Origin of the sequence: Rhizobium sp. MHM7A, from assembly GCF_005862215.1 — a bacterium.
GTDB lineage: Bacteria > Pseudomonadota > Alphaproteobacteria > Rhizobiales > Rhizobiaceae > Rhizobium > Rhizobium bangladeshense.
Genome location: NZ_VCHT01000026.1, coordinates 25,383 through 46,287 on the forward strand (window position 1 = coordinate 25,383; position 20,905 = coordinate 46,287).

General features: G+C 58.8%; 22 protein-coding genes and 1 pseudogene. 14 read left to right on the top strand and 9 right to left on the bottom strand.

The window, feature by feature from the left end; translation table 11 throughout:
- The first annotated feature begins 73 nt into the window (after window positions 1-73).
- From FFR93_RS37970 to FFR93_RS37980, 3 genes are read left to right on the top strand one after another with little or no spacing between them, the layout of a single operon-like run.
- The gene (locus FFR93_RS37970; RefSeq protein WP_138396927.1) at window positions 74-745 is read left to right on the top strand and encodes an amino acid ABC transporter permease; all 672 of its coding nucleotides are present in this window, start codon (window positions 74-76) and stop codon (window positions 743-745) included.
- Window positions 742-1,401 (top strand): amino acid ABC transporter permease, encoded by a 660-nt coding sequence (locus tag FFR93_RS37975; RefSeq protein ID WP_138396928.1) that lies wholly within the window; start codon window positions 742-744, stop codon window positions 1,399-1,401. The genes FFR93_RS37970 and FFR93_RS37975 overlap by 4 nt, the downstream gene beginning before the upstream one ends.
- Complete coding sequence (locus FFR93_RS37980) at window positions 1,379-2,104, top strand: amino acid ABC transporter ATP-binding protein (RefSeq protein WP_138396929.1); 726 nt, start codon at window positions 1,379-1,381, stop codon at window positions 2,102-2,104. The genes FFR93_RS37975 and FFR93_RS37980 overlap by 23 nt, the downstream gene beginning before the upstream one ends.
- 61 nt (window positions 2,105-2,165) lie before the next feature.
- Here the strand turns inward: FFR93_RS37980 and FFR93_RS41785 are convergent, their stop codons facing one another.
- The 4 genes from FFR93_RS41785 to FFR93_RS42025 form a co-directional block, all read right to left on the bottom strand.
- A complete protein-coding gene (locus FFR93_RS41785; protein ID WP_138396930.1) occupies window positions 2,166-2,654 on the bottom strand; it encodes a cupin in 489 nt (162 codons plus the stop codon).
- A gap of 270 nt (window positions 2,655-2,924) precedes the next feature.
- On the bottom strand, window positions 2,925-3,587 hold the full coding sequence (locus FFR93_RS37990; RefSeq protein ID WP_138396931.1) for a metal-binding protein ZinT: 663 nt from the start codon (window positions 3,585-3,587) through the stop codon (window positions 2,925-2,927).
- Between the two features lie 210 nt (window positions 3,588-3,797).
- Window positions 3,798-4,391, bottom strand: a complete 594-nt coding sequence (locus FFR93_RS37995; RefSeq protein WP_138396932.1) for a TetR/AcrR family transcriptional regulator — start codon at window positions 4,389-4,391, stop codon at window positions 3,798-3,800.
- Between the two features lie 226 nt (window positions 4,392-4,617).
- Window positions 4,618-4,740, bottom strand: a complete 123-nt coding sequence (locus FFR93_RS42025) for a hypothetical protein (RefSeq protein ID WP_281407924.1) — start codon at window positions 4,738-4,740, stop codon at window positions 4,618-4,620.
- Between the two features lie 202 nt (window positions 4,741-4,942).
- Between FFR93_RS42025 and FFR93_RS38000 the strand changes: the two genes are divergently transcribed.
- Window positions 4,943-5,335 carry a nuclear transport factor 2 family protein gene (locus tag FFR93_RS38000; protein ID WP_138396945.1) on the top strand — a complete coding sequence of 131 codons (393 nt, stop codon included), beginning with the start codon at window positions 4,943-4,945 and terminating at the stop codon, window positions 5,333-5,335.
- A gap of 132 nt (window positions 5,336-5,467) precedes the next feature.
- Here the strand turns inward: FFR93_RS38000 and FFR93_RS38005 are convergent, their stop codons facing one another.
- Window positions 5,468-6,202 (bottom strand): PspA/IM30 family protein, encoded by a 735-nt coding sequence (locus tag FFR93_RS38005; protein WP_138396933.1) that lies wholly within the window; start codon window positions 6,200-6,202, stop codon window positions 5,468-5,470.
- On the bottom strand, window positions 6,199-6,645 hold the full coding sequence (locus FFR93_RS38010) for a YjfI family protein (protein WP_138396934.1): 447 nt from the start codon (window positions 6,643-6,645) through the stop codon (window positions 6,199-6,201). Before FFR93_RS38010 ends, FFR93_RS38005 begins: the two co-directional genes overlap by 4 nt.
- Window positions 6,646-6,745: 100 nt before the next feature.
- On the opposite strand from FFR93_RS38010, the gene FFR93_RS38015 reads away from it, so the two are divergent.
- The 8 genes and pseudogenes from FFR93_RS38015 to FFR93_RS41790 all read left to right on the top strand — a co-directional run.
- Window positions 6,746-7,801, top strand: a complete 1,056-nt coding sequence (locus tag FFR93_RS38015; RefSeq protein ID WP_138396935.1) for an ion channel — start codon at window positions 6,746-6,748, stop codon at window positions 7,799-7,801.
- Window positions 7,798-8,457, top strand: coding sequence for a YjfK family protein (locus FFR93_RS38020; RefSeq protein ID WP_138396936.1), 660 nt, complete (start codon window positions 7,798-7,800; stop codon window positions 8,455-8,457). Before FFR93_RS38015 ends, FFR93_RS38020 begins: the two co-directional genes overlap by 4 nt.
- Before the next feature lie 33 nt (window positions 8,458-8,490).
- Window positions 8,491-8,892: a DUF350 domain-containing protein gene (locus tag FFR93_RS38025; protein ID WP_138396937.1), complete on the top strand. Its 402-nt coding sequence runs from the start codon at window positions 8,491-8,493 to the stop codon at window positions 8,890-8,892.
- Between the two features lie 11 nt (window positions 8,893-8,903).
- A complete protein-coding gene (locus FFR93_RS38030) occupies window positions 8,904-9,497 on the top strand; it encodes a DUF1190 domain-containing protein (RefSeq protein ID WP_138396938.1) in 594 nt (197 codons plus the stop codon).
- Window position 9,498: 1 nt separating this feature from the next.
- Window positions 9,499-10,656 (top strand): glutathionylspermidine synthase family protein, encoded by a 1,158-nt coding sequence (locus FFR93_RS38035; RefSeq protein WP_138396939.1) that lies wholly within the window; start codon window positions 9,499-9,501, stop codon window positions 10,654-10,656.
- A gap of 198 nt (window positions 10,657-10,854) precedes the next feature.
- Complete coding sequence (locus FFR93_RS38040) at window positions 10,855-11,358, top strand: protein tyrosine phosphatase (RefSeq protein ID WP_138396940.1); 504 nt, start codon at window positions 10,855-10,857, stop codon at window positions 11,356-11,358.
- 312 nt (window positions 11,359-11,670) lie between these two features.
- Window positions 11,671-13,563, top strand: coding sequence for a PhoX family phosphatase (locus tag FFR93_RS38045; protein WP_138396941.1), 1,893 nt, complete (start codon window positions 11,671-11,673; stop codon window positions 13,561-13,563).
- A gap of 491 nt (window positions 13,564-14,054) precedes the next feature.
- Window positions 14,055-14,282, top strand: a pseudogene (locus tag FFR93_RS41790) (two-component sensor histidine kinase); the annotation flags it as partial.
- 117 nt (window positions 14,283-14,399) lie between these two features.
- Here the strand turns inward: FFR93_RS41790 and FFR93_RS38055 are convergent.
- Window positions 14,400-16,367, bottom strand: coding sequence for a methyl-accepting chemotaxis protein (locus FFR93_RS38055; protein WP_246661416.1), 1,968 nt, complete (start codon window positions 16,365-16,367; stop codon window positions 14,400-14,402).
- Window positions 16,368-16,888: 521 nt separating this feature from the next.
- Here FFR93_RS38055 and FFR93_RS38060 point away from each other — a divergent pair.
- Complete coding sequence (locus FFR93_RS38060) at window positions 16,889-17,653, top strand: DNA polymerase III subunit epsilon (RefSeq protein ID WP_171049332.1); 765 nt, start codon at window positions 16,889-16,891, stop codon at window positions 17,651-17,653.
- Between the two features lie 278 nt (window positions 17,654-17,931).
- On the opposite strand, the gene FFR93_RS38065 is transcribed toward FFR93_RS38060, so the two are convergent.
- Together FFR93_RS38065 and FFR93_RS38080 are read right to left on the bottom strand one after the other, a co-directional pair.
- Window positions 17,932-18,810 (bottom strand): sugar phosphate isomerase/epimerase, encoded by an 879-nt coding sequence (locus tag FFR93_RS38065; RefSeq protein ID WP_138396942.1) that lies wholly within the window; start codon window positions 18,808-18,810, stop codon window positions 17,932-17,934.
- A gap of 1,062 nt (window positions 18,811-19,872) precedes the next feature.
- Window positions 19,873-20,391 (bottom strand): hypothetical protein, encoded by a 519-nt coding sequence (locus FFR93_RS38080; protein ID WP_246661417.1) that lies wholly within the window; start codon window positions 20,389-20,391, stop codon window positions 19,873-19,875.
- A 59-nt stretch (window positions 20,392-20,450) separates the two neighbouring features.
- Between FFR93_RS38080 and FFR93_RS38085 the strand changes: the two genes are divergently transcribed.
- Window positions 20,451-20,905 (top strand): Crp/Fnr family transcriptional regulator (locus FFR93_RS38085; RefSeq protein ID WP_171049333.1); only part of this gene is annotated, 455 nt, incomplete at its 3' end.

The following is a 20,905-nucleotide window of genomic DNA, read 5'->3' on the forward strand; positions in this document are numbered from 1 at the left end:
ATCCGGATATTGCGCATGTCTCCCGCGCCCCGTGGGATGACATGCGCCCCGTCACCGCAGGAGGGGACATTCCTTGAGCTACCATTTCGAATTCGGCTGGCTGCTTCAATATTACCCTGAGATCATCAAGGGCATACTGATCACCCTGGAGCTGATCGCGTTCGGCGGTGTGCTCGGCATTTCTCTGGGCATATTCTGCGCCTGGGTGCGGGCACTCGGGCCCCTTTGGCTGAAGCCGGTCGTTGCGGCCTATGTCGAACTGATCCGCAACACTCCATTTCTGATCCAGCTTTTTTTCATCTTTTTCGGTCTGCCATCGCTTGGCCTTCAGCTCTCCGAATTGACGGCCGCCAATCTCGCGATGGTCGTCAACCTCGGCGCCTATAGCTGCGAGATCATCCGTGCAGGCATCCAGGCGACGCCGAAAGGACAGTTCGAGGCAGGCGAGAGCCTCGCCATGACGCGCTTGGAGACCTTCCGTCATGTCGTTCTCGTGCCGTCGCTGCAGCGCATCTGGCCGGCACTCTCGTCGCAGGTGGTCATTGTCATGCTCGGCTCGGCAGTCGTATCGCAGATCGCTGCCGAGGATCTGACCTTCGCGGCGAACTTCATCCAATCGCGAACTTTCCGCGCCTTCGAGGCCTATATCGTGTCGACATCAATCTATCTCGCGCTGGCGATCCTGCTCCGGCAGGTGCTGGGTCTGATCGGCTTGTCCATTTTCCCGAGGAGAGCAGCACGATGATCACCTTCACACTCTGGGACATCCTGCGCAACCTGCTGCTCGCCACCCGCTGGACGATCCTTCTTTCGCTGGTCTCGTTTATCGGCGGCGGTATGGTCGGCCTGTGTCTGCTATTTCTGCGCATCAGCAGGCGCAAAGCCGCCAGGGTATTCGCAAAATATTACATCGAGCTCTTTCAGGGAACGCCGCTGCTGATGCAGCTCTTCATCGCCTTTTTCGGCCTTGGCCTCTTCGGAATAGACGTGCCGGCCTGGCTTGCGGCTGGATTGGCGCTGATCCTGTGGAGCGCCGCCTTCCTCAGTGAAATCTGGCGAGGCTGCGTCGAAGCGGTTGCGAGGGGCCAATGGGAGGCATCCGCCAGCCTCGGGATGGGCCGTCTGCAGCAGTTGCGCTACGTCGTCCTTCCGCAGGCGCTGAGGATCGCTATACCGCCGACCGTCGGTTTCTCCGTTCAGATCATCAAGGGGACCGCCTTGACCTCGATCATCGGCTTCGTCGAATTGTCGAAAGCCGGCACCGTGGTTACCAACGCCACCTTCCAGCCCTTCACCGTCTATGGGCTCGTCGCTCTCATCTACTTCGCCCTTTGCTGGCCCTTGTCGAAAAGCAGCCAGATCCTGGAAAGGAAGCTCAATGTCGCTCATCGAAATCACTGACGTTCGCAAGAGCTACGGAACCAACGAGGTGCTAAAAGGCATTAACCTCAACGTCGAGCCTGGCGAGGTCATTGCCATTATCGGCAAGAGCGGCTCGGGCAAGTCGACCCTGCTTCGCTGCATCAACGGCCTGGAGACCATCACCGACGGATCCATCTCCGTCGCCGGCGCGCAGCTTCTCGATGACGAAGTCCATCTGAAGGCGCTGCGCCTCAAGGTCGGCATGATCTTTCAGCAGTTCAACCTATTCCCGCACCTGACCGCCGGCGGCAATGTCATGCTGTCGCAGACGGTGGTCAAAAAGACTCCCAAGGCTGAAGCAGAGGCGACCGCTCGCAGGATGCTGGAGCGGGTCGGGCTGGGGCACAGGTTCGACGCCTATCCGGATGAGCTGTCGGGCGGCCAGCAGCAGCGCGTCGCCATCGCCCGCGCGCTCGCCATGCAGCCGACAGCACTTCTCTGCGACGAGATTACGTCGGCGCTCGATCCTGAACTGGTCGCCGAAGTGCTGGCCGTGGTGCGCGAACTTGCCGCCGAGGGAATGACGCTGCTCATGGTCACCCACGAGATGAAGTTCGCCCGCGACGTCTGCAGCCGCGTCGTGTTCATGCATCAGGGCCGGGTCCATGAAGCAGGCCGCCCGGAGGATGTCTTCGCCAATCCGCAGACTGCCGAGCTTAGGCAGTTTCTCGGTGTCAGCTAGGCGCGCTTCGCGCATCCCATTCTCGAACCGGTCTTGCGGCCGCACGATTGTTGGCGAATGGCTACCGCCAGCTCTCGGTGAGAAATCCCGACGGGCCTTGGACGGGGTCGCTGTGTGGGATGGGTACTGACGAGATTCTTGCGAGCATTTCGCTTGATGCAGCCGAGGTCTGAATGTCGGCATGCTGTCCCTCAGGATAAGCGCCGACAACCTGGAAGTCCGACGTACAGCCGAGATTTTGGTGCCCTGTCCCGGCTGGCAGCACCAGACAGTCCCCCGCCGTGACCTTCATTGCTTGACCGCCGGGACCGCCAATTAGAAGAGTGGCGCTACCCCATGCCACTCCGAGTGCCTCATGTGCGCTGGTATGGTAGTGCTGATAATCAAAGACACCGTTTGTCCAGATGCCTGCCCAACCGCTTGCTGCGAAGCGACCTTTGAAGTCACAATGTCCGTGGTCGCCAAAAACCCCCTTGTAAAGTATCACAGGAAGGCGCTGATTGTTCGGGACCCAGTCGCTCGGCTCGAAAATTGTCGTTTCGACGTGCATGTTGAATGCCTAGTTTGTCACCGATGCCGCGGCGCGAGGGCGCAGAGCCGTTGAAGCTGTTCACACAGGTAGATTGCGGCTCTTTTGACTGAAGTCATTGACGATCGCGTACTTCAGAAACTTCTGTGATTGCCAAAGGTTCCTCGCGCGCTGCAGCCTAGGTGAGGATAGCGGAGACCCGGCAGCTGCCGCCGGATGCTCCACGCTCCAAGCAAGCACATGAGAGGCGCTTTGGCCCCCGCTCCGCCTATGTGCGGTCGCCTCGGCCAGTCAGTGACTCAGCATCTCTTCGGCGATCTGCTTACCAGTCAGCCTCGCGGGGTAGTAGGTCGGCCAGTTGGTGACCTCATTCAGCAGCGCGGCGCGGTCATTGCCCCAATAAAGGTGGTAGTGATCGGCCTTCTCGGGAGCGACGATGTGGTCGCTGAACTGGATGAATCGAGGTGCGGCGTCATGACCGGCGATTTTCCTGAAGATGAAACGAACCCCTCGATTGCCCTTCTTGTAGGTAAGGATTTCGTGCCCATCCGTCTCGTAGTCTCCGGTCGCCGAGTCCTTGCTTTGGAAAAACGTAACCTTTTTTCCATTGATGACGATCCGGTCGACGTCAGTCTTGTATCCGGTGTCGTAGTAGGCACGATATTCTCCGGCGCTCTTGTCGCCATGTTTCGCCTTGTCCACCATCACAGGATCCAAGGTTCCGTCAAGAAGATAGGGGTAGACCGACTGCCAGTCGCCTTCCCAGTCTGACAGTTCACGCGCCTTTACCTGATCGTCATCGAAATACCCATCATACACCGACCCCTTGTTATCGCGGGAATGGCTGTGGCTGTGATTGCTTCCCGAAGATGACTGGGCGCCTGCCGTTCCTGCAAAGGTCAATGTTGCGGATACAGCCAGTGCGTAGCTGAGTGTTGTGATCGCCTTGGTCATTCACCGAAATCCTTTCGATTGGCCGGCACGGCCTTCGCTTGTTCGTGATGTAATAACATTACACAAGCCGATTAGCGTGCTTTGACTGCAAGCGCAAGGGGGAAACCGCTGATGCGCGTCGCGTGGTGATCACCATTCAAATGCATGACATCCAGGGCTCAGAAGGCGCCCACCGCTGCAAAAGCTCCGGTTCAACCCCGCATCGGGCAGTCACCTTCTGCTTTCGGGCATGAGTGCCAATCGCAAAACCCGCATCAACAGCCGTATGGAGTCATCGGATGAGCCATCGGCGCGGAAATTGTGCTTTATTCCATCCATCGCAGCCGCAATAAGGGCAGCGAGGTCGGCAGGTCGGGCTCCTGATGCCGCCAAATCGATTTCCCCTCGATCTTGGGCGTCCTCCACGGCCTCTGACAGTAGCGAGATGAGCTTCGATCGGGCGGCGATCGTTATGTCCTCGGCGAGCTCCATGTTCGCATCGAACAGTTCCTTGGCGTTTTCGCTTTTGCCGAACGGGGCGATCAACCCTTCCTGGAAGGCGGAAATGGCAGCTGCAATGCGATCAATTACGTCTCCCACCCGATCAAGCACCGCCTCCACCTCGGCCATCGTCAATCGGTGCGCACGGGCTGAACCGGCCCGAAACAGTTCTTCCTTGCTGTTGAAAGCAAGATAGAGCGAAGCGCGCGATATCCCCGCCGTGCGCGCAATATCCGCCATAGTGGTCTTCTGAAAACCGTACCGGGCGAACACTGGTAGCGCCGAATCCAGGATGTGGGCTAATTTGCGATCTTCATCCTTCATATGGACACATTGACATTATTTGTCAGAGGTGTCAAAAGCCACATGGACAAATTGAGTCCAATTGTCTAATTGGCGCCATCGTAGGAGTAGGATGATAAACCCGTCGGCATTGCCGAAAGATACACGGCCCTCGTCACAGGTATCAGTGGCTTCCTCCGCGGGCATGTGGCGCTGCAGTTGCTGCAACAAGGTTATCGCGTTCGTGGAAGCATTCGTGGGGATCCATTCAGCGCCGGAGATCCCGTCGCGCTTCCAGCCGTTCGCCAAAAGTCTCAACTTCGTCGAAGCCGGCCTCGACCAAGACCTCTGCTGGGCGGACGCGGTCGAGGGCTGTGATTATGTCATCCATACGGCGTTTCCATTTCCAAGCGGCGTGGTGTGGGATGTGGCAGGACTCATCCGGACAGCGCGGGAGGGTGCTCTCCGCGTGTTGCGCGCGGCCCATTCCGGGAAAGTGCAAAAGGTCGCCCTTACCTCATCCATCGGGCCTTGTGGCACCGCTCGTCGAAATTGACCGCGCCGCGAAAAGCAAATGCATTCAGGAGTTGAGAATGACAAGCGATGTTCAAACTGAGGCTGACAACATCCGTGAGATCGAGCGGACCCGACTGCGTGCACTGGTCGAAGCCGATATATCAGCAGCCAAACCTCTTCACGCCGATGATTTTCAACTGATCACGCCAATCGGCGTGGCCCTCTCGCGCGATGAATATCTAGGCGCCGTCGCAGCCGGACACATCAAATATCGGTTTTGGGAGCCGGGTGACATTGCGGTTCGCCTCCATGGACCCGTCGCCGTGATACGGTATCGTGCGCGCCTCGAAGTTTTCTTCAACGGACACGCCGTGCCGCCTGCGGAATATTGGCACACAGATACTTATGAACAGCGCGAAGGCGAATGGATGGTTGTCTGGTCGCAGGCAACAGCCGTCGGGCGCCAATAGCCACGGGATCGGCTTTTCACTGCCGTCCGTGACGAAAGAGATCTTCGCCTTTGCGAGATCCACCGAAGTTCCTCGTGCGGCCGCTCCGTCTTCAGGAATAAATTTGTCGACGGGCCGCCGCTCCGGGAATTTTCAGTCTTTGTTGCCGGCGGGCGCTGGCAGCAAGACCGGGTCGGCGGAATGCCTCGGTATCATCAGCTGTGCAAGGATGTCGTCTGCCGATTCACTCGAACTGCCAATGCCGGCCTCGCGCAGCTGACGATCGAGATCGCTGCCGTTTTCCAGCGCTGCCAGTTCAGCGCCGGCTTCGATGCGGCCGGCGGTGATTTCCTGGCGCTTCTTGATGCGTTCGAGACTTTGGACGGCGCTGCCGAGACGGGTGTTGATGCCCGACTGGCTATGGGCAATCGCCGACTGAGCCCGCAGCAGCGACTCATTGGCTTTGACATTCTCCACCTCGCGCTTCATCTGCGCGATACGCGATTCGGTCTCCTGGATCGTGCGCAGCATCTGCTGCTGGCGAGGCAGCAGCCGATCGAGTTCGTCCTGGTCTCGCTGCATTTCGGCGCGACTGTTGGCAATGCGCTGCGCGAGACCCTGCGCGAGATCCGTGCGGCCCGCTGAGATCGCCGCCCGGGCGCTGTCGGTGTCCTTGGCTTCCTTCGCACGGTTTTCTTCGAGCCGGCGCATGACGCTCTTGTTCGACGCCATGATGCCGGCCAAATCGGAGCGCGCCCGGCGCAGCGACTGTTCGGCATCGCGGATTTCTTGGTCGAGGATGCGCATTGACTGGCTGTCGGCGGCCGCTTCCGCTGCCTCGTTAATGCCGCCGCGAATGGCGGTAAAAATCTTTCCCCAGGTGCTCACGCTGCAATCTCCCCGCTTTTCCATTCTTCAATCATGTGCGCCGCATCGACCGCATTGGCAGCCAGTATGGCGACTTCCTCGACCACGGTCTCGCCCGACGAGCGCGCCGACAGCGAGCCGAACAATTCATACCATTCCTCGCCATCAATCGTGGTGATGCCGAAGCTCGACAGCGGCACGAACTTGTGCGTCTTGAGAACCATCCGTTCGAAGGCTTCCCGGTTGGGCACGTCTTTGCATGGTGCAAGGACAACGCTGACGAGAATATCGCGCTCTCCGCTCACCGTGACGAAGACGTCCAGATCGCCTCTTTCCTTAAGGGTTACGCAGATGACGTCTCCATGTTCGGGTACGGCTACATCAACATCGCCCAGCGCTTCCGGATCGGCCGCGAATAGGCGCGTTAAAGTCGTAAGGTTCCAGGTCTCCAAAAGGTCCTCCATCGGTTGGCGTCGCAAATATCTGGGTAGTCGGATTACAACTTAAAGGTCTGGCGCGCGAAATAAATTCCGGTAGGCTACAGCTTAGAACGGGGGGAATCGCTTGCCATTTATCGCTTCATTACTGCGGCGTGTATATCTGTCGCTCAGCGAATTGGCGTGGTCAGCCCTTCTGCTTATCCTTGTTGCCCATCTGGTTGCTTCCTACCTGCTCTTTTTGCTGGCCGGCGAGGACGATCTCGTCGGCAGCCCGGTCGATTTTCTCTATTACTATATGGTTACGGCAACGACTGTCGGCTATGGCGATCTTTCCCCGAAATCAGGACTCGGCCGCATCATCACCGTTCTGGTCGTCCTGCCTGGTGGCATTGCCATCTTTACCGCTGTTCTTGGCAAGTTGTTGACGGCTATCGGTACGATCTGGAGGAATCGCATGCGCGGACTGGGTGATTACAGCGAACGTACCGGTCATATCATCGTTTTGGGCTGGCAGGAGGGGCAGACATACCAAACGCTGCGGCTGCTGCATTCCGAGCGGCATGCCAACGAACCGATGACCGTTCTGGTCGCCAAGGACTTGCCGGAAAATCCCGCCAGCAATTATGCCGACTATATCAGAACGGAGCGGCTGGCCGATGCCGACGCTTTGCTGCGGGCCGGAGTGGCCAAGGCGCGTGCGATCATAGCGCGCGGAGCAAATGACGATGAAACGCTGGCCGCCGTCCTGATTGCCGAGGATCAGGCGCCCAATGCCCATATCGTAGCCTATTTCGCCGATGATCGCACAGCGCAGATGGTCAAGCAGCGTCGGCCGCGTGTCGAGGCTGTGGGTTCGCTCGCCGAGGAGCTTCTGTCGCGCTCCGCACGGGATCCGGGCTCTTCGGAAATAGCCGCACGGTTGTTATCGGCCGCATCCACTGACACGGCCTTTTCCCTGGCGGTGCCGCCCTTGGAAACGCCCCTGTCCTATGGCGACGTGTTTTTAAGCCTCAAGCGTCGGCATAATGTAACGCTCGTAGGCATGCTGAGCCACGGCGTAACGGACCTCAATTGCCGGGACGAGACGCTGATGCAGGGCGGCGAGACCCTTTACTACATCAGCGGAATGCGGCTAGATCCCGCTGTCATTGCCTGGGCTCGATTGGGAGACGTGACATGATCGGCTGGTTCGGCGGAAACAAGAATGAGAAGCCCTTGGCCGAAGAGCTTGGCCCGCTGAGCGCGGCCATAGGCGGGGCGCTCGAGATCGATTTCCTCTCCCTCGAAGCCGATGCTTTGGGCGGTGAGCCGGCCATGCCGCTGCCTCGAAGCGGGCCGTTCATCATCGCCGGCTACGGTGAGGTTTCACTCGATGCCGCAACCGTTCTGTCGCGCTATTATGATGAAGAGAACCGGATGATTCAGGTGATGTCGGCGGCGGGCAAGCCGGGTGAAGCGATCGACGACATCAGCTTTTATCAGCCTTGGGACAGCGTCGTGCCCGTCAGCCAAAGCGAATGGAACCGCTGGACCGGGCCGAATGGCCTGATCGGCCAGCCATCTTATGATGCTGATGGGATCCTCTATAACCGATTCTGGGGCGACGGGCCGGAACGGGCGCAACTAGTGGAATTTGTCGAAAAGGTCGACGATGGTGAGGCGCAGCGCTCCATCCATCAGACCTGCATGTTGTATTACCGCCCACTTGGCTCGACGCGGGAGATGCTTCTGATCAACGTCGAGCGCGACCTCGATCTCGGACAGAGGCAGGCGGGCAGCTCGGTGGAATTTCTGATCGGTTATGGATTGGCTCCGGCCGACGTTCGTCGCGTCTGAGAGACTTGTCGATTTCAATGGAGGACTTTTTCGATGCTCGACTACGTGGCGGGCCTGCCTGCCTTCCTCGGTTATTTCGCCGTCGGTCTTGCCGCATACGCGGTTTTCGCGGTGATCTATACCTGGTTGACCCCGCAAAAGGAGGTTCAGCTTATTCGCGCCGGCAATCTTGCGGCCGTCACGGCTTTCTTAGGCGCACTTGTCGGCTTCAGCCTGCCTCTGGCTTCGGCCGCAGCCAATTCGGTCAGCATCGTCGACTATATCATTTGGGCGGTGATAGGCACTCTGGCGCAGATCCTCGCTTTCTACATAGCAAACTTCACCATGAAAGATCTGCATGACAAGATCACTGCCGACGACATCGCTGCCGGTATATGGGGCGGCGGAATCGCGCTCGTCGTCGGTATTCTCAACGCCGCCTGCATGACCTATTGAGGGAGGGAAAGATGCGCAGACGCATGAGCGGGCACAGGCGACCTTTCCTGGCCCTTGGCACCATCGCTGCCTCAACCCTGGCGCTGTCCGGCTGCGGCGAGGAAGCTCCTTCGGATATAATGTTCACTTCCGTCGACCAATGCGTGGCCGCTGGCATGGATCGGCAGGTCTGCCAGACCGGCTATCAGGATGCCATGCGCGCCCATCTCGCCGCAGCGCCGCGTTTCAATGGCATGGCCGCCTGCGAGGCCGAATACGGCAAGGGCCAGTGCACCGAACAGCCGGCCAACACTGTCACCAACAATGGCGGCGGAGGCGGCAACTTCTTCGTGCCGTTCCTGGCAGGCTACGTGCTGTCTTCGGCACTCAACAATATCGGCGACTATTACGACTATCGCCGGCGCCAGGAGGCGAGTGGTTCCTATTACGGCTCGACGCCTATCTATCGCAACCGCTCGGGGCAGACGGTCACAACCACCGTTCGTTCGGGCAGCGACAGCGTGACGGTGCCCTCGCGCCAGAGTGTCAAGCCGGTCAACGTCAATACCCGCACCGTTGCCCGGCAAGGCTTCGGCGGCCGTTCGTCCTTCAGTTTCGGCGGCTGACATGAATCGCATCACCCTTCCGGCGCGTCCTGACTGGCGTGACAAGGCGCGGGCCGTCGGCTTCGGATTTCACGTCATGTATGGTGAGCCCTATTGGCTCGATGATGCCGCTTATACGTTCACGCTCGATGAGATCGAGATGCAGATCGAGGAGCCGAGCCAGGAACTGCATGATATGTGCATGGATCTGGTCGGCGAGATCGTCAGCAGCGAAGAGTCGCTCGACAGGCTGGCCATTCCGGAGGATCTGCGCGATGTGGTGCAGCGATCTTGGCAGCGCCGCGACCGGCACCTCTATGGCCGTTTTGATCTTGCTTATGACGGCAACGGCCCGGCCAAGTTGCTCGAATACAACGCCGATACCCCCACCTCGGTATTCGAGACGGCCTATTTCCAGTTCAACTGGCTGACCGATCAGGTTGCTTTGGGTGTTCTGCCCAAAGATGCGGACCAGTATAATTTCCTGCAGGAAAGCCTTGTCGAGGCGTTCGACCAATTTCCCAAGGAGTCAATCTTCCACTTCGCCGCGATAACCGACAATGAGGAGGATCGAGGCACGACGGTCTACCTCATGGATTGTGCGGTGCAGGCGGGCCATCGCGTCGAGCTTCTGGACATTCGGGAGATCGGCATCGATGCGCAGGGTCGCTACACCGACCTCAAGGATCGGGTGATCGACCGTTGCTTCAAGCTGTACCCATGGGAATTCATGCTGCGCGAGCCCTTCGCTCGCGAACTGGCGCGCTCCGGCGATGTTTTCGTTGAGCCCGCCTGGAAGTCCGTGCTCTCCAACAAAGGGCTTCTGCCGCTGCTCTGGCGGCGCCACCCCAATCACCCGAACCTGCTGCCGAGTTATTTCCACGATGACCCGGCCGCTTCGACCCTGACCGACTACGTGCGCAAACCACTCTTGTCGAGAGAAGGCGAGAACGTGACGATATTTCGAGAGGGGAGGGAGCTGATTTCCGCGCCCGGCGATTATGGCGACGAAGGGTTCATCGTTCAGGCCTATGCACCGCTTTTCGAAAGCGACAGCGGTTTTGCCGTGCTTGGCAGCTGGATCGCCGGCGACCGTGCCTGCGGCCTTGCCGTCCGCGAGGACCGCTCGCGTATAACCGCAAATCTATCGCGTTTCGTGCCGCACGTCATAGTCGGGTAAATGGATCGGCGAAGCAGTCGTCCGTCTCCCATGGTCTCAAACGCGAGGCCGTTTTTGAGCGTCGGACACCGGCAGGATTTTGGACTGCTTTGCCTGCCCTTGTCGTCGGGGAGGCCACAGTCGTTCCGCTTCATAAAACTGTCACCGAACCTTGGCATAGCTCTATCGATTTCCGATATCGCTATCCGAGGGGGATTGATGCAGGACGGAATCTATCGCGTGCTCTTTCTATCACGGCGCAATTCCGCACGTAGCGTGATGGCTGAAGCAATCCTGAACAAGATCGGCAAGGGACGATTCAAAGCCTTCAGCGCTGCTGTCGATCCGGCGCCGGTGATCGAGCCCACCGTCCTGCAGCTGCTTCGGAACGAAGACTACCCGATTGAAGACATCAAGCCTCGGCATTTCCGGGATTTTGCGGATGCTGGGGCGACCGACCTGGATTTTGTCTTCACCCTCAGTGATACCGCCGCCGGCGAAGCGCTTCCGGAATGGCCGGGCCTGCCGATCACCGGGCATTGGCGCTGTCCTGACCCGATCCTTGTCGAAGACGAGGCTTGGCAACGCAAGCAGGCCTTTATGCAGGTCCTGACCGGGTTGGAGAGGCGCCTGAACATCTTTATCAACCTGCCATTTGCTTCGTTGGATCGGATGAGCCTGCAGCACCACATCAAGGACATTGGTGACGCGGAGAAGGCTTAGGGCTCTGACGCTGGAATAGTTAGCGACGTTCAGAGAACAGGCAACCTGGCCAGCTACAGGGTGGTTCGTGTGGCTGCATCGAGCGCCGTTTCCTGACAATGGGCAAGCAGATCCCCGTCCACCGTGATCATCTTCCGGCTTGCATTTCGGAGGCGGAAAGTTGGTTGGAGTTGGCCTTTTGCAGAGAATGACGCTCCAGAGACAGCTTCACCCACCTCATGCCGACGGTCACTCGTTCATCATCCGGTTGTGATCTTACAAAGATAAAGCCGCTGTCGGAATTGTTCCAAGAAACAACAAAGGAGAAGCACCATGGCTAATATCGACACCAGCAAATTGTCCTGGGACGAATGGGACGAACTGCAAAACCCACCGCCGGCCGAAACCGATTTCGACCGCGTCGTCGAATCGGCTGTTTCACGCCGCGGTTTCCTCGGTGGCATCCTAGCCGTCGGTTCAGCTGCCGCCGCAATGGGGACGCTCGGCAATCTGATGTCCTCCACCTCGGCGCAGGCGCAGGACACCGATTCGCGCTTCGCGTTCAAGCCGATCCCTGTCTTCACCGACAACACCGTGCATGTCCCGGAAGGTTATGCCTGGAAGCCGCTCGCGAAGTGGGGCCAGCCGCTGTTTTCCAATATCCCGGATCTCGATCTTGCCAACGGCGTAAGCGTCGAAAACTCCGACAAGGTCTTCGGCGAGAACACCGACGGCATGGAACTGTTCGTGATCGGCGACCGTCAGGTCATCGCCGTCAACCATGAATATGTAAACAACGAAATCAATCTTCCGCACAATGAAAAGGGCATGCCGAAGAGCGCCGACGATGTGAAGATCCTACAGAACCTGCAGGGTGTCACCGTCATGGAAGTCGCCGAAGGCGAAAAGGGCTGGGAAATCGTGGTCGACAGCCCGTTCAATCGCCGCATCACCCATCTGACCCCGATGAAGATCTCCGGTCCGGCCGCCGGTTCCGATCTTATCAAGACCGAAGCCGATCCGAACGGCACCGACTGTCTTGGGACCTTCAACAACTGCGGCGCCGGCAAGACGCCGTGGGGCACCTATCTCACCTGCGAGGAAAACTTCAACGGATATTTTGGCTCGTCCGATCCGAACTTTGCCATGCCCGACGACTTCAAGCGCTACGGCATCGCAGCCGAAACCCGGTATGGCTATGAGGTCTTCGATCCCCGTTTTGACGTGTCGAAAAACCCGAACGAACCCCGGCGCGCCGGTTATGTCGTGGAAATAGATCCGTCCAATGCCACGTCCACCCCGATCAAGCGCACCGCGCTCGGCCGCATCAAGCACGAGAACGCCGCTGTCGTGATTGCCCGCAATGGTCGCGTGGTCGTCTACATGGGTGACGACGAACGTGGCGAGTTCCTCTACAAATACGTTTCGAACGGCATCTACGTGCCGGGCGTCGACACCTCCAAACTGCTCGACGAAGGCACGCTCTACGTCGCCAAGTTTGTTGATGACGGCAATGGTGAGTGGCTGGCGCTGACGCCGGAAACGACCGGCATGAAGATGGACGAGATCCACGTCTTCACCCGCCAGGCCGCCTCCAAGGTCGGTGCCACGACCATGGACCGTCCGGAGTGGGTCGCCATCAACCCGGTCGCCATCGAGGCCTATTGCGCGCTGACCAACAACACCAATCGTGGCGTGAAGAAGAATGCCGGCGGCGACGAAATGCCGGTCGGCGGTGCCAATCCCCGCGAGAAAAACGCCTACGGCCAGATCGTGCGCTGGTATCCGGAAAATGAGGACCATGCCAGCGGCAAGTTCAAGTGGGATCTGTTCGTCATGGCCGGCAATCCCGACGTTCACAAGGATGCCTATGCCGGCTCGTCCAACATCAACTCCGGCAACATGTTCAACTCGCCTGATGGCATGATGTTCGACTCGACCGGTCTCTTGTGGATCCAGACGGACGGCGAAGACACCAACGAAGGCGACTTCCTCGGCCAGGGCAACAACCAGATGCTTGCCGGCGACCCGGCGACCGGCCGCATCGAACGTTTCCTGACCGGCCCGAAAGGCTCGGAAGTCACCGGCATGACCTGGTCGGCGGACAAGCGGACGATGTTCGTCGGCATTCAGCACCCCGATGCGCCCTTTCCAGACGGCGAAGGCAAATTGCCGCGCTCGACCATCCTTGCGATCAAGCGCGCCGACAATGCGCTTGTCGGATAGCCACTGAGCGTCACGACGACAGATTGGGAGGCGCTGGTTTCAGCGCCCCCTCGCAGGTCTCGAACATCGCCTTTGATCGCGGTTCGTCGACTTCTCGATGTCCTCGCGCAAATGGTCCATGGTTCCTGAAAGCGCGTCTGCATCCTTGCAGACGGCGCCGAGCCGTCACATGCCAGTACCTTGGACGAGAGGAACTTCGCGATCATGCCAGTAGTTTCGACGACGCTCACGGCAGAACGTCGAGCGGTCACGGCTGAGGGTGCGTGCGATCTCTGCCTGACTGATCTTCCTCGCATGCATCTGCGCGTTCGTCCAAACTCAACTGCACGAAAGAGCGGGCCATTCCATCCTCCTTGTAACTATGGCGGTTATTCTCCTAGCTGCATTTGAAAATGGAATCCGCCCCCCTTACTTTAAAAAGTAGCATAAGACGATTTATGGAACTATGCGTTCGATTTTTCCTTCGACGTCCTCAATGATGGAGGCAGTACCAAGAGGCGGAGGCCGCCGCCCGCACCATCCGCTCCACCTTCCGCAGCATGAACGAGGGTATCGCGCTGTTCGATCCGCGCGGCCGACCCGCGGTGTGATCGACGTTGGTCGGCTGGTCTGGCTCGGTCAAAAAATTGCCGCTCCGCAGTTCGTAACGTCGCTGCCAGAGATCGATCCGGCACTCCTGCCGGGCCGGCCTCCTGTCCGACCGGTCAGTGCTACGCCACTCGGACGCGCCTGGGTGGCTTTGGCCACTCGAGCGCCGGCCGCGAGTTGCGAAGCGGTTCTTCAGGAACCGTGATACTCGGGCGGGACTTCTCAAGCTCCCGCCTGAAATTTACCACTTAAAACTCTTCCCAGCTTTCGTTCGCCACTGCGACAGCCGCAGACCCCTTCACCGCGAATGCGTTCGCGACCTTGCCGATCATGCCGCGGACAGGCGAGGCAACGGGAGCTGGGGTCACTCCGGCTTTCGCGAAGGCGCTTGTTCGCCGCTGCGACGCGAGCGGATCAACCGTCTGGGTACCGAGCTGAAACTGTCCAATCAAGCCGCGCAGTCGACTCGCCTCATTTGCAAGTGTGGCTCCGGCGGCATTCGCTTCCTCGACCATGGCGGCGTTCTGCTGGGTCACCTGGTCCATCTGATTGACGGCAGTATTGACCTCGGACAGCCCTACCGACTGCTCGCGCGACGAGGTGGCAATCGCGTCCATATGTTGGTTGATGGTGACGATGTATGTTTCGATCGTCCTCAGCGCTTCGCCTGTGTCGCTGACGAGCTTGACCCCATTTCCGACCTCGACAGATGAGTTGCGGATCAGATCTTTGATCTCCTTGGCAGCAGTGGCCGAACGCTGGGCCAGTTCACGGACTTCCTGAGCGACCACGGCAAAGCCCTTGCCCGCGTCTCCTGCGCGCGCCGCTTCCACCCCCGCATTGAGCGCCAAAAGGTTGGTCTGGAAGGCGATGTCATCAATGACGCCGATGATGTTGGAGATCTGGTTCGAGGATTGCTCGATCTTGCCCATGGCATCGACCGCATTGGCGACAACCGCACCAGACTGCCGGGCGCTGTCGTTTGCCTGTATCGCGACGCTGCGGGCCTCTTCGGCACGTTTGGTGGAACTGGCCACATTGATGGTGATTTGGTTGAGGGCCGCAGCCGTTTCCTCGAGCGAGGCGGCCTGCTGCTCGGTGCGTTTCGAAAGATCCTCAGCGCTTTGGCCAATCTCACGGGATCCGGAATCGATCGAGCCGGCCGCCTCCGAGACTGAAGCCATCGTCTCCCTCAGCTGGGCGACGGCCTGATTGAAGTCAGCACGCAGGCTCTCAAACTCCTCGGCAAAGGACTTCGGGAGCTGGAAGGCGAGATTGCCGGCGGCAAGCTGCTTCAGGCCATCCGCCAAGCCGGATGTCGCCTCAAACATCGCCTCGGCGCGAATGCGTTCCTGCTCGGCAGTCCTGCGGCGCTGCTCTTCGGACTCGTTGCGCTGCGCGTTCGCTTGCTGCTCAAGGCGCCGGTTCTCCAATGCGTTGGTGCGGAACACTTCGACCGCAGCTGCCATCTCGCCGATCTCATCGGCGCGTCCTGCGTAGGGAATTGGCGCGTCAGCATCACCACCTGCAAGTCTCTTCATAGATGCGGTAATCGCTTGGATTGGTCTGATCATGGTTGAAGACAACAGCACCAGTGAGACTGCTATGACGATGATGGTGGCCGCAATACCAAAGACGATGCTCCAAAAAGTGCGGTTGGCTGCAGCCGCAGAAGCCGCTGCACGCTCGTCGAGCAGCGAGGCTTCTTCGTCAGATATTTCTTTCGCGATCGCACGGATGGAGTCCATATACTTCTTACCAGCGCCAGAGATCTCCATGTCGCGAGCTTGGTCGATGGTCGTGGCCTCGCGCATCGAGGCGATTTCCTCGCTCATCACCTCGTTCGTCCAACCATCGACCTGAACTTGAAGGTCCGCCAGCCTCTTCTGCTGTGCGGCATTGTCAGACGTTAAGCGCTTGGTCAGTTCAAAGGCTACCCTGAACTGAGTTTCCCCCGCCTTTTGCGGATCGAGAAACTGCTCGTCGCCTGCCAGCAGATAACCACGCAAGCCAGTCTCTTGATTGACCATCCCCGCAATCATTTCATCGACTGCCCGAAGAACCTTGTACGTATGCTCAGTCCAGCCCGTCGCTTCCTGTTGTGTGCTGGACGATCCCATGCTGATAAGGTTGACGGCAAGTCCAACCAGAAGGATCAGACTGAACGATATAACGAGCTTGGCCATCGTCCGAAGATTGGCAATGAATGCGAACAAAATACTCTCCAGTGCGTGCGGGATGCTCCCGCCTCGCGCATATTCATCTGCATTGGGGAACAGCTAAGACCGATTTCATTCCGGACCCCTAAAATTTGAGGGATTTGATTTAAGGCTTGGTAAAGCACCCGCCCGAATTCTTGTAAATACAAGCGCTTAGACTGTATCGTCGGTACGATAACGGACAGAAGAGGACTGCGCGCCTGGATAAATCGAATGTAATGAGCTGAAAATATTCTTTCTGGTCGAACATTCGACCACGCAGGTGAGTGGAAGCGACCCAATCTCGCATGCTGCCAAGAATGGAAAGTCCCCAAGTGCGACGCGGAGCATTGCGGCGACTCCGCGTTGCAATGTTTCATCATTCACAGGCTTGTCCAAGACCGCCTTAAACAAATGATTGCTGGCCTCCGGGGATCCGGTTTACCGGATTGCAATCGTCGCCCGGCGTGGCAATGGGAAGGAGGAACAACCGCGGCTCGATCTTGATTTATAATGGAAGCAGTGATCCAGGATAGCAGGTGACCGCCATCGAGACCTTTAGACCTAGAGTTCGCGTTATCGATCTTGAGACCGGCGGCAACGGCGCGAACGACGTTTGCGAGATCGGATGGCAGGACGTCATCCAAGATAGCGATGGCACCTGGGAGGTCACGGCCGAACGCGGCGCGCTGCTAGTAAATCCCGGCCGTCCGATCACGGCGGACACTATGGCGATCCACCATATCCTCGACGTTCAGGTCGCAGACGCACCCTTCTGGAAAGAGATTGCCGCAAGCATTCTTCGGCCATCCGGCCGGATCGACGCGCTCGCAGCGCACCGAGCAGCGTTCGAGCAGCGCTATTGCACACCAAGATTCACCGGCGGCACACCATGGATCTGCACATGGAAGTGCGCGATGCGGGTCTGGCCGGATCTGCCGCGGTTCTCCAACCAGATGCTTCGGTATCAACGCATGCCTTCGGGTCTCGTCCATGAGATCGGCCTGCCAGCGCATCGCGCCATGCCGGACGCCTATGTGACCGCGCACCATCTTCGCGATCTCCTGAACGCGTCATCACTTCTGCAACTTCTGAGCTGGAGCAACGAGCCTGGACTCCTGCCTCGCGTCCCATCGGGACCGGATCGAGGAAAGGGCTGGGATCGGCTGACGGACGAAACGCTGCAAGAGTTTGCCCGAGACCGGGATGCTGACATCCGCTTCAGTGCACAGACCGAACTGAGGCGTCGGGGTGAGTACACCGAGCAGTCAGTCGTCGAGCCGGCGCAGAAGTCCTTTCTCTGAGGTCGACGGCGAATGACCGATCGCTATACGCCCGGCGGTCGTATTTCGTCGTCGCAGCCCTCTTGCGCAGGAGCAATCCTATTCTAGATCTAAGCTGGCGGTCGACTCGAGGCCTGACGCCACCGTCCTCAACGTCTCGGTCAGCCATCAGCTTCGTCAGTGGCCGCGTAGCGTCGGCCTTTGCGAGCGTCACCCCTAGCGTTCAACCAAGACACCATGGCTGCTTGGCTATTACGCACTGACGACCTTTCGTCAGCCGAATGCCGAGTGGTGCGTCCCTACCCCGCAATAAGTCCGGCCCTGCGCGCCACCGCCTTGATGTGTGCAAGACCGCGACGGTAGCCCGGGACATCAAAGTGCTCCAGCATCAGGGGAACCTCACGTTTCAGCTTGGCGATTTCAGTTACATAGGCATCGTAATCCAGATTGCCTTCGCCAGGCACGACTTCATCCAGATGAAAGGAGATTGTTCCCGGCCCTCCCTTCATCACCAGGTCCTTGGCGTGGCATGAGACGACCCAAGGACCGAGAAGGGCGAAGCAATCCCGTATCATCTTGCCCGTGTTGAAATACAACCTGGGTGTTATGACCATGTTTGCAGCGTCGATGTGTGCGCCGAACTGAGGCCGGTCGATCGCCTTTAGCAGTTTCAGATAGTTCTCTGGCGTGTCCGTCACCAGCCATGGAACCATCTCCAGGCAGAACTTGGTACGCTTCGGCTTCACCAAGTCGATGACATAGCGGGCGGTGTCGACGGCTCGCTGGAACCCAGCCTCGCTTTGATTGTCCGGATGCGGACCATAATCGTAATTGTCGCTCAACTGCCAGGGATCCCCCGGATGTCCGACAGTACCGTGGAATGCGACAACGGCGCCTGCCCCAATTTCCTCGCCGAGGGCTAGCTGATGTACGGCGTACTCCAGATTAGCTTTTCGCGTCGCCTCATCGTGAGCAATGAGGTTCTTCCATGCGCCGCCTTCGGCAACGACAACATCTGCAGTGGCGAATGCCTTTACCAGTGCAGCGATCTCTTCGCGGCTCTCAAGTTTGATGTTTGGCATATACGCGGCATTGTAGCCAAATTCGACGTGCTCTCGCGCGTAGGCTTCGGGATCACCGTTGTAATCGATCCCGTAGCCACCCAGTCTGAAGGTCATGATCAGTCTCCCAAATCTAATAGCCTATCGGGCCGTAACACCTCGAACGCTCTCCGATGTCGGCGGCGCTCAGCCTTTCGGAGCGCCGCCAGGGTAAAGCAGGACCTTCCCGCAATTTGCTGTTTCCTGAAGTGCAGATGCAGCGCCAATCTCGGAGATCGCATATCTGCTTATCAACGAGGGGCCTCGAGTCGCGCACCCGCTCCAACAATTCGTCTGCATGGACATTGTAATTCCAGTGCCAGCATCCAAAGATGTCGATGCCCTTGCCGGTGATGCTGTTGACTGGCAACGAGCCGCTCCAGGTAACGAATGAGAGCTTTCCACGAGCGCGCACCAGCTCCAAAACGACAGCCGGAGCCCCTTCGGATTCCTCGCTGAACAATCGATAGCGGCGTACCCGAAGAACAATCCCCCGATCACATCACCGGTGCGGGAAACGACGGGAACTGCCAGATAACTGCGGACGGGAAGATGCCCCTCCGCCACCACCTTTGCCCTTGCATCGTTGAGTTCGGCCGCAAGCAAGCCTGCTGCATCCATTTACGGTGGAAAGATCTCGAGCAGGATAGCATCTCATCTTCACTCCAAAGGAGATTGCTCGCCCTTTGCTCCAGCTGATAACAATGCCGTCGGGACCAAGGATGATTGATGCCGGTGTCCACCGCACTGTCGAGGATCTGCTGGAGCCGCTCGGCGGGCAGGTACGTGGAGCTCATCTTCTACCACTGGGAGTAAGCATGCGGATCGTTCGCACTGAGCCTATCACAAGCGCTTGAGAGGAAAAGGGCCCGCCGCTGGCGATGTCACGTTGTTTCATCAACGCCCGGACAAGGCGTTCGTCAGTGAACTCACGGAGTTGCGCCGGTCACGGTGCGCTCCGGTCTGCCGCAGGAGCTTCGCCTGTTCCTCACGACCAGTCTTCTCGGCGGATTCATGATCTCGCTCGACAGGTCAGCCTCTGAGAGCGCGGACAATGGATCAGCGGGGTTTGCTGCCCTCACGGCAATCTTCGCCAAGGTCGGTGTGGGGAACGTCAATTCCAACCGGGATTTCCACAGGCTATTTCGAATATCCGCGATGCCTGCCGTAGGCCGCGATTTGGTCGGCGCCGAGAACCCGTGTCACCTCAAGATGTGCCGCGAGGTGAATGAACCTCAGCCGCGATCGGCTCACCTCGGCCTTGGCGATCAGGTCTTGAAGCATGGATTCCGTAATGGTCCGATTCCTGAATGCGTTGTCGAGCGCCCGCTCGGTTTCGACGAAGGTCCTGCCCTCCTCCAACGCCCGAGCCTGCATGAGGTCGAAGGCTTTCTGCACCTCGCGGAGCTGATCGTCCCTCAGTCCGAGCCGATCTTTCATCTGCAGCACATGCGAGGGGCCCGGATAGTCGTTGAGCTCGGCCGCCTTCGCAAAACCCCACCCGCCCCCTCTTGTCAATTCGTCGACGTCCGTTTCCGACAAGGACTTGATCTCCCTTCCCGCCTCCTGAGCGTATGGCGACGTGGCGTGGTGCGGCCCTTGGGCCAACGCCTGCGTGGCGAGAATGGCGAACGTAAAGCTGACAAGCAGGGACTTCATCGATTGCGCTCCAATTGCGGACGGGGCTACCACTATTGCTTACCGCCCGGATGTCGGACATGATCGAAGTCATGTCCGACATCCTCTTGGATCAAGTCCGCAGCCTCTCGAGCGGAAGAAGAACATTCGACGCCGGTCGGCACCTCTTCAACCAGGGCGACGAGGTGGGAAGCCTGTATCTCGTGGAGTCCGGCGTCGTTCATCTCGTTCGGCATCAGGCCGACGGCAACGTTGCGGTGCTGCAGCGGGCGTCAGCGGAGCTGGTCCTTGCGGAAGCTTCCGTCTTCTCCAGCGTCTACCATTGTGACGCCGTCGCCGTCACCGACGTGGACGCAACATCGGTTCCGATCCATTCGATCAGACGTGCCCTGCGCAGCGATCCGGAATTCGCGGAAGGCTGGGCGTCCTATCTTTCCTTCCAGCTACAGCAGACCAGGAAGCGCGCGGAGATCGCCAGCCTGAAGACAGTGGCCGCTCGTCTTGAATCCTGGCTCGCATGGAACGACGGCGAGCT

What these genes read in the sequence shown, in the direction of transcription:
- FFR93_RS38035 (WP_138396939.1), top strand. Translation starts at nt 9,499, where the DNA reads ATGAATCGCATCACCCTTCCGGCGCGTCCTGACTGGCGTGACAAGGCG.
- FFR93_RS38020 (WP_138396936.1), top strand. Translation starts at nt 7,798, where the DNA reads ATGATCGGCTGGTTCGGCGGAAACAAGAATGAGAAGCCCTTGGCCGAA.
- FFR93_RS38010 (WP_138396934.1), bottom strand. Translation starts at nt 6,645, where the DNA reads ATGGAGGACCTTTTGGAGACCTGGAACCTTACGACTTTAACGCGCCTA.
- FFR93_RS38030 (WP_138396938.1), top strand. Translation starts at nt 8,904, where the DNA reads ATGCGCAGACGCATGAGCGGGCACAGGCGACCTTTCCTGGCCCTTGGC.
- FFR93_RS37975 (WP_138396928.1), top strand. Translation starts at nt 742, where the DNA reads ATGATCACCTTCACACTCTGGGACATCCTGCGCAACCTGCTGCTCGCC.
- FFR93_RS38045 (WP_138396941.1), top strand. Translation starts at nt 11,671, where the DNA reads ATGGCTAATATCGACACCAGCAAATTGTCCTGGGACGAATGGGACGAA.
- FFR93_RS37980 (WP_138396929.1), top strand. Translation starts at nt 1,379, where the DNA reads ATGTCGCTCATCGAAATCACTGACGTTCGCAAGAGCTACGGAACCAAC.
- FFR93_RS38025 (WP_138396937.1), top strand. Translation starts at nt 8,491, where the DNA reads ATGCTCGACTACGTGGCGGGCCTGCCTGCCTTCCTCGGTTATTTCGCC.
- FFR93_RS38000 (WP_138396945.1), top strand. Translation starts at nt 4,943, where the DNA reads ATGACAAGCGATGTTCAAACTGAGGCTGACAACATCCGTGAGATCGAG.
- FFR93_RS38080 (WP_246661417.1), bottom strand. Translation starts at nt 20,391, where the DNA reads ATGAAGTCCCTGCTTGTCAGCTTTACGTTCGCCATTCTCGCCACGCAG.
- FFR93_RS38065 (WP_138396942.1), bottom strand. Translation starts at nt 18,810, where the DNA reads ATGACCTTCAGACTGGGTGGCTACGGGATCGATTACAACGGTGATCCC.
- FFR93_RS38040 (WP_138396940.1), top strand. Translation starts at nt 10,855, where the DNA reads ATGCAGGACGGAATCTATCGCGTGCTCTTTCTATCACGGCGCAATTCC.
- FFR93_RS42025 (WP_281407924.1), bottom strand. Translation starts at nt 4,740, where the DNA reads ATGGATGACATAATCACAGCCCTCGACCGCGTCCGCCCAGCAGAGGTC.
- FFR93_RS37995 (WP_138396932.1), bottom strand. Translation starts at nt 4,391, where the DNA reads ATGAAGGATGAAGATCGCAAATTAGCCCACATCCTGGATTCGGCGCTA.
- FFR93_RS41785 (WP_138396930.1), bottom strand. Translation starts at nt 2,654, where the DNA reads ATGCACGTCGAAACGACAATTTTCGAGCCGAGCGACTGGGTCCCGAAC.
- FFR93_RS37990 (WP_138396931.1), bottom strand. Translation starts at nt 3,587, where the DNA reads ATGACCAAGGCGATCACAACACTCAGCTACGCACTGGCTGTATCCGCA.